This is a genomic window from Nostoc sp. NMS8 (assembly GCF_017115045.1).
Lineage (GTDB): Bacteria > Cyanobacteriota > Cyanobacteriia > Cyanobacteriales > Nostocaceae > Nostoc.
This window is the reverse complement of the sequence record NZ_JABXKK010000010.1, coordinates 1-7,229: the sequence shown is the minus strand read 5'-3', so window position 1 is coordinate 7,229 and position 7,229 is coordinate 1. Positions and strand designations below refer to the sequence as shown.

Sequence of the window (7,229 nt, the reverse complement as noted above, 5' to 3'; positions counted from 1 at the left end):
GCCGACGGAGAAGTTGGTGGCGGTGCTAAAGCCCCCTGTGCCGTTTCCTAGCAGCACTGAGACAGTGTTACTGCTGAAGTTAGCAGTAGCCAAGTCGAGTTTGCCGTCGCCGTTGAAGTCTCCAACTGTGACAGATCTGGGACTATTGCCGACGGAGAAGTTGGTGGCGGTGCTAAAGCCCCCTGTGCCGTTTCCTAGCAGCACTGAGACAGTGTTACTGCTGAAGTTAGCGGCAGCTAAGTCGAGGTTGCCGTCGCTGTTGAAGTCTCCAACTGTTACTGAAAAGGGATTAGCGCCGACGGAGAAGTTGGTGGCGGTGCTAAAGCCCCCTGTGCCGTTTCCTAGCAGCACTGAGACAGTGTTACTGCTGAAGTTAGCGGCAGCCAAGTCGAGGTTGCCGTCGCCGTTGAAGTCTCCAACTGTTACTGATCTGGGACTAGCGTCAGCGGAGAAGTTGGTGGCGGTGCCAAAGCCCCCTGTACCTAGCCCTAGCAGCACTGAGACGTTGTTGCTGTTTCTGTTAGCGGTAGCCAAGTCGAGGTTGCCGTCACCGTCGAAGTCTCCAACTGTTACTGAATAGGGACGACCGCCGACAGAGAAGTTGGTGGCGGTGCCAAAGCCCCCTGTGCCGTTTCCTAGCAGCACAGCAACCTTGCTGTCGCCGTAATTAGCGGCAGCCAAGTCGAGCAAGCCGTCGCCGTTGAAGTCTCCTACTGTTACTGAAAAGGAACTACTGAAGTTACCGTTAACGGTAAAGTTGGTGGCGGTGCCAAAGGTGGCAAATACTCCAGGGTAGGCTTCCCTAATTTCTGGTTGCAAAGCTAGTGTGGAGCCGATTTGCCCGATCTTCACCTCTAGTTCCCAGGTTCCACCATGTTGGGCGTTGCCGATTTTCTGGGCTGAGGCGGCAATGTTTGCCCCAGTAAGTTGATGTAGCTGTTCTATGAAGGTTTTTCCAATTTCTCCTCTGGCGACTTCACAGCCATAGATGAGGATTTCTGCGGCAAGCCACTGTTGTAGTTGCTGACGATAGGTGTGGAGGTTGTCTAAACTTAATTGGCTATTACCTAGTTGCAAATTGCCGGGGCTACCGTGGGCAATTATCTGGATACTGGCTGCGGGATAGTTTTTTGAGAGGGCGCTGATTTGGGCAATGCCGTCTTGGTGTTTGTTGAGGGTAATTACTTTGGCTGTGGGTATGATGCCTTGGGCAAGTATTTGACGATCGCCAATTGCTGAGTCGATAATGACTAGGGTGTGCTTTGTGGTACTTGCAGTTGTCATTATATTTAAGTATTTCCCTATTTAAATATTAATAATTTGACCTGACATCAAATCACTTGGTGGTTAGATCCCCGGCTTCTCTAAGAAGCCGGATATCTTGCATCTCCTCAGTAGAATTGCGGCAAAGAGCGGGGGCGAGAAATGTTCTATGAATATTACCTAGCTATTGACTTGATTTTTTATGTATGTATAGTTAATAACTAAACGTCAAACACTCTAGCAATGTTTATCGCTAGTGTCAAAAGTTATATTTTTGCCAATGATTGTCCAATCCACTGCTAAAACTGCTCTCCCTGTAGAAATACTCGCCTCGCGTCATTTCATCGACTGGCTGCAATCCCAGCAAATTAGTCTGGCTTTCTCTACCTATCAAAGTTCGCGTCTCATGCTGTTAGGCGTGAACGCCCACGGACAATTGTCGGGATTTGAGCGTGTTTTTGACCGCGCAATGGGGTTATATGCTACTCCAGAACGAATTTATCTCAGTTCTAGATCCCAGCTTTGGCAGTTAGACAATGTGCTGACTCCAGGACAACTTTATGATGGTTATGACAAGCTATATATTCCCCGGATTGCTTATACTACTGGGGATTTAGATATTCATGATTTGGCGGTGGAAGCTGATAACGAACGCATTATTTTTATCAGTACTATATTAAATTGTTTGGCGACGGTGAGCGATCGCCATAGTTGCATTCCTTTATGGAAACCTAAATTTATTTCTAGTTTGGTAAATGAGGATCGCTGTCATCTCAATGGTTTGGCGATGGTGGACGGTAAACCCCGCTATGTTACCCTCTGTGGTGAATCTGATGTGGTGGATGGTTGGCGGGACAAACGACAAAGCGGTGGTTGTATTATTGATATTCAATCCGATCGGGTGATTGCTAGGGGTTTATCTATGCCCCACGCCCCACGATTTTATCAGGGTAAGTTGTGGTTGCTGAATGCTGGCACGGGTGAATTTGGCTATATCGATTCTGATGGAGTATTTCAGCCTGTTACTTTTTGTCCGGGTTTTTTGCGTGGTTTGGCTTTTACTGGCGATTATGCCATTGTCGGCTTATCTAAGCCCCGCGACAAAACTTTTTCTGGTTTAAAACTGGATGAGAATTTAGTCAATAAAAATACTGAACCCCGATGTGGGTTGATGGTTATTGACTTGAAAACTGGTCAAGTTGCCCACTGGCTACGTCTAGAAGGAGGAATGACGGAACTTTATGATGTGCAGGTGTTACCAGAAATCCGTTGCCCACAAGTATTAGGATTCCAGACTCAGGAGATTCAGCAGTTGATTACCCTCGATCCACGTTCTCCTCTCATAGAAGGAAATTTGCAAACTGACAAATCAGCGCCTACACAAGAATTGACTGACAACGCAAATCGGAACAATACGATATGTGCGATCGCGCCTCAGAATCAAGACTGGCCTAATTCTGATTGGTTATGGCCAACCCCAGCGCCGGAATTCTCAGCCGTAGAACCGATTTATGAACAAGCATTAGCTTTACAAACACAACTACGATTTACAGAAGCGATCGCTTTATACGAACAAATAATTCGCCAATATCCTCAATATGCTCTCGCTTGGTATCAGTTGGGGGTAATTATGGACAATCAAGGACAAACTAACCAAGCTGTTCTGGCTTATCAACAGGCATTGACAATCAACCCGAAATATGAAAAAGCACATAATAGTTTAGGGATCGTGGAAGCAGCCCGGAACAATTTAGAAAAAGCGATCGCTTGTTTTGAGTCTGCAATTCTCAGCAACCCAAACTATGCTTTTGCTCACAACAATCTTGGTCTAGCTTGGCAAATGCAAGGTAAACTATCAGCAGCAGCAGCTAAGTTTCAAGAGACTTTACAGAAAAATCCCGCTTATCCAGAAGCTTATCTGAATCTGGGCATTGTCTTAGAGGCGCAGGAGAATTTAGAAGGGGCGATCGCTTGTTATCGTTCTGCTATTCGCCACAACCCAGACTATATTAAAGCATATAACCGTTTAGGGTCAGCATTGTTATCTCTGGCGATCGCGACTCAAGGTCAAGTAGATGAAGCCAGGGTAGTATTTGAAAAGGCTTTACAACTGCAACCAGACTCGGCTGAAGCATTCAATTACTTGTTTTACCTCAAAGAAATGACTTGCGATTGGCGTAGTCGTCAGTCTGATTTAACCCGCATCTGGGAACAAACTCTCTCTGAGGTTGAGAAAGAAAAACGCACAACAATCAGCCCTTTTGATACCTTATACAAGCCTTGGGACAAGACTTTTTTGCTAAAAATAGCTCGGACTCATGGAGAACATACCCAGAAACAATGGGTACAGGTACAACGATCTCTCAATTTTACTCATTCCCGTTCCTTGACTGGGCGGCTATGCATTGGCTATTTATCCAATGATTTCCGCAACCATGCTGTTAGTCATTTAATGAAAAGCTTATTTAAATTGCACGATCAAGCTAATTTTGAGATATTTGCTTACTCTTTCAGTGCAGACGATAACAGCGAATACCGCCAACACATCGCTGCTAACTGCGAACATTTCCAAGATATTACTACTTTATCTATAGAAGAAAGCGCCCGCCAGATCTTTGATGATGGCATTCATATCTTAATCGATCTCAAAGGTTATACCACTGGTTCTCGCAGTGCGATTCTGGCTTTGCGGCCTGCTCCCATTCAGGTTAGTTATTTGGGTTATTCTGGAACGATGGGTGCTGAATTTATCGATTATATTATTAGCGATCCAGTAGTCACACCGCCAGAATTTGCTGATGGTTTTAGCGAGAAGTTACTCACTTTACCCCACAGTTATCAAGTCAACGATTATCAACAAGCGATCGCTTCCACTCCTGTGACTCGTTCTCAGTATGGTTTACCAGAGTCGGGTTTTGTCTTTTGCTGCTTCAATAATAACTATAAAATTGAACCGCAGATTTTCGATGTTTGGATGAGAATTCTCGCCGCAGTTCCGGGTAGTGTGTTGTGGTTAACTGTCAAATTCCCTACTGCTGAGGATAATCTTAGAAGAGAAGCCCAAGCGCGAGGAATTAATAGCGATCGCTTAATTTTTGCCCAATATTGTCACACCAAAGCAGAACATTTAGCAAGACATCAATTAGCAGACTTATTTCTAGATACCCTTTATTATAATGCTCATACTACTGCTAATGATGCTTTATGGGCAGGTTTACCAGTCCTCACTTGTATAGGAAAAACCTTTGCTTCTCGTGTTGCTGCTAGTTTATTGACAGCAGTTGGTTTACCAGACTTAGTTACTAATAACTTAGAGCAATATGAGAAATTGGCAATACATTTAGGTCATTCCCCTACAGCATTGCAGGAACTAAAACAGAGATTAGCACAAAATCGTACCACTTATCCTCTGTTTGATACACCACGCTTTACCCGTAATCTTGAACTTGCCTACTTTGCTATGTGGGAGATTTATGCTGCTGGGAATCCACCAAAAGCAATAGAGGTGAGTAATACTAAATAACTAATAATAGATACTTATACACACTCTTAAAAATTCCCAATTTCAACAGCTTTTATGAAGTCGGGAATCTGGACACCACAAGTTTTCACATCCTACTCATTCCAATTAATCAGCACCCCATCCACACAAGCGATACCCCACTGTGGAAACTTAGCCAGCAGTTTTTTGATTACTATCACCAACGCCGGATCATCATTCCAACACTCCTGCAAAAAGTCAAACCCCGGATTCTGCCCCGAATTTGCAGTAACGTGTGAGTTTCTGCATACACTCCGTTCGCAGATTTGACCGCGCTACAATCGGCTCATGCGACCATTTATCAGGATTTAGCACAGGTGCGGTGGAACTTCTACCCTCATCAACTGCTTTGACTTCTCCACCTGAAACTGAATTTTCAACCATCAATAAAGCAGAATAACCCTGTTCTACCTGCCCGTGAGTTTGATTAGCGTAGACGTGAAACGGATTGTCGCTAGACATTGCCGAACTTGAATAAAATTTATTTTCACCAATAGAGGCGGCAAAGTCCGGGAAAAGACCCTGAAAAAATGTGAGTCCACGAATTTATGACCAAGTAACTGTTATCTGTTGCCTATCTGTTATTATCAGTTCTATTCAAGTCAGACATAAATTATTCTCGGAGATAAACAATGGGCAAGAAATATGATGTTTATGGTGTAGGTAATGCCTTAGTAGATATAGAATACGAAGTATCTTCAGAGTTACTACAACAGTTAAAGATTGATAAAGGTGTAATGACACTCCTAGATGAAGATAGTCAAAATCATATTTTGGAAAATCTCAAAAATCTTCATTGCCATAAGAGTAGTGGAGGTTCAGCAGCAAACACAATAGTGGCAATTAGTCAACTAGGAGGAAAAACTTTTTATTCCTGTAAAGTAGCTAATGATGAATTTGGAGACTTTTACATAGAAGATTTACTCAACTCTCAGGTAGATACCAACTTAAAAAATGGCGATCGCCAATCAGGAATTACAGGTAAATGTTTGGTGCTAGTAACCCCCGATGCAGATCGCACCATGAATACATTTTTGGGAATTACTGGAGAATTTTCTACACAAGAATTAGTCTCATCAGCGATCGCTGATTCAGAATATATATATATTGAAGGATATTTAGTGGCTTCTCCTACAGCAAAAGAAGCAGCTATAAAGGCTAGAGAAATAGCTGAAAAAGCGGGAGTCAAAACCAGTATGTCCTTATCTGATTACAACATGGTGAAATTTTTTAAAGATGGTTTATTAGACATCATTGGATCTGGTTTAGACTTGATTTTTGCTAATGAAAGTGAAGCATTAGAACTAGCAGATACAGAAGATTTTCAAGTAGCTGTAGACAAACTAAAAACCTTAACTAAGAAATTTGTCATTACTCGCGGTGCCAAGGGTTCAGTAATATTTGATGGTGATAAATTAATCGAAATCGCTGCACCTCAAGTAAAAGCTGTAGATACAGTGGGAGCAGGAGATATGTATGCAGGAGCTTTCCTCTATGGAATTACCCAAGGTCTGAACTATGAAGAAGCCGGAAAATTAGCATCAGCCGCAGCTTCTAAGATTGTTACATCCTATGGGCCAAGATTAAAAACTGAGGAATTAAGGGCATTAGTTACTGCTTAGAGGGTGTTTGAAAAGTTTTGAGGGGTCAAATTTTATGCCAGCAGTATAAGCCTTAGCAACCAGCTATTTGTTGCACTCACCGGATCTAAAGCTTGGGTAAGGTTGAGTGGTGTAGATGAATATCCAATGTGCGAAGAGATGCGACAAGCGATTAAAAATGGTAAGACTTTCACCTTCAATTATAAAAAACCTCTTGGACGAGTTATAGGCGATGAAATATTGACATAGTGTTCGTTTATAAGCGATCACTACTCGTCCACACATCAACACTTCCTACGCTAAATGCTAAATTTTATTTAGCCACCCAGCAGAAGTTTTCTTTTTTCTTATGTGGTTCTGGTTTGCCGATTCTGTAGAACAAGAATTATTTGATTTGTACGTGTGCTTGCAAGAATCGGACAAGTGTTTCTTTAACGCCAAACTCATGCAAACTACGCAACTGGTCAGCAACAGCTTTGACGAAACGTGGCGACTCTACTAAATCTCCAAAAATTTCAGATATACTCAGCAATGGTTTGGGATCTAATTCACTTACAGCACTTACGGCAGCTATGAGGTACATTCTCAAAGCTGAAAGCTATGCTAAGAGAGGGACAAGGAGAAAATTGTATTGCATAATAGCGGGAAGCGCTGTAAGCTGGCGCGTTGAGTGAGGATGTCTGCTAATGGGTCATCAATGGGAATAGGTTGCCCCTGTTTATCCTGACTAGTGAGGTATTGACACCAAGCAGTGATCGTCAAACTTAGGGATACTGTTGGCGAAATATTACTTAACATAAAAACGGTAGATTTACCGTGTAATA

General features: G+C 42.9%; 6 protein-coding genes. 2 read left to right on the top strand and 4 right to left on the bottom strand.

Going from position 1 to position 7,229, the window contains the following annotated elements; genetic code table 11:
• The coding region (locus tag HWQ39_RS00705) for an FG-GAP-like repeat-containing protein (RefSeq protein WP_292840162.1) at window positions 1-1,284 on the bottom strand (1,284 nt) is incomplete at its 3' end.
• Between the two features lie 259 nt (window positions 1,285-1,543).
• Between HWQ39_RS00705 and HWQ39_RS00700 the strand changes: the two genes are divergently transcribed.
• The gene (locus HWQ39_RS00700) at window positions 1,544-4,786 is read left to right on the top strand and encodes a TIGR03032 family protein (RefSeq protein ID WP_292840159.1); all 3,243 of its coding nucleotides are present in this window, start codon (window positions 1,544-1,546) and stop codon (window positions 4,784-4,786) included.
• Between the two features lie 216 nt (window positions 4,787-5,002).
• Here the strand turns inward: HWQ39_RS00700 and HWQ39_RS00695 are convergent, their stop codons facing one another.
• Entirely contained in the window at window positions 5,003-5,266 is a 264-nt protein-coding gene (locus tag HWQ39_RS00695; RefSeq protein ID WP_292840156.1) for a hypothetical protein, read from the bottom strand.
• Window positions 5,267-5,436: 170 nt separating this feature from the next.
• On the opposite strand from HWQ39_RS00695, the gene HWQ39_RS00690 reads away from it, so the two are divergent.
• A complete protein-coding gene (locus tag HWQ39_RS00690) occupies window positions 5,437-6,426 on the top strand; it encodes an adenosine kinase (RefSeq protein ID WP_292840153.1) in 990 nt (329 codons plus the stop codon).
• Between the two features lie 364 nt (window positions 6,427-6,790).
• Here HWQ39_RS00690 and HWQ39_RS00685 read toward each other — a convergent pair whose 3' ends face one another.
• Complete coding sequence (locus HWQ39_RS00685; RefSeq protein WP_292840151.1) at window positions 6,791-6,988, bottom strand: hypothetical protein; 198 nt, start codon at window positions 6,986-6,988, stop codon at window positions 6,791-6,793.
• Window positions 6,989-7,008: 20 nt separating this feature from the next.
• The coding region (locus HWQ39_RS00680) for a hypothetical protein (RefSeq protein ID WP_292840148.1) at window positions 7,009-7,229 on the bottom strand (221 nt) is incomplete at its 5' end.

Bases quoted from the DNA above. Each gene is read 5' to 3' on its own strand.
- HWQ39_RS00690 (WP_292840153.1), top strand. From the start codon at position 5,437: ATGGGCAAGAAATATGATGTTTATGGTGTAGGTAATGCCTTAGTAGAT.
- HWQ39_RS00695 (WP_292840156.1), bottom strand. From the start codon at position 5,266: ATGTCTAGCGACAATCCGTTTCACGTCTACGCTAATCAAACTCACGGG.
- HWQ39_RS00685 (WP_292840151.1), bottom strand. From the start codon at position 6,988: ATGTACCTCATAGCTGCCGTAAGTGCTGTAAGTGAATTAGATCCCAAA.
- HWQ39_RS00700 (WP_292840159.1), top strand. From the start codon at position 1,544: ATGATTGTCCAATCCACTGCTAAAACTGCTCTCCCTGTAGAAATACTC.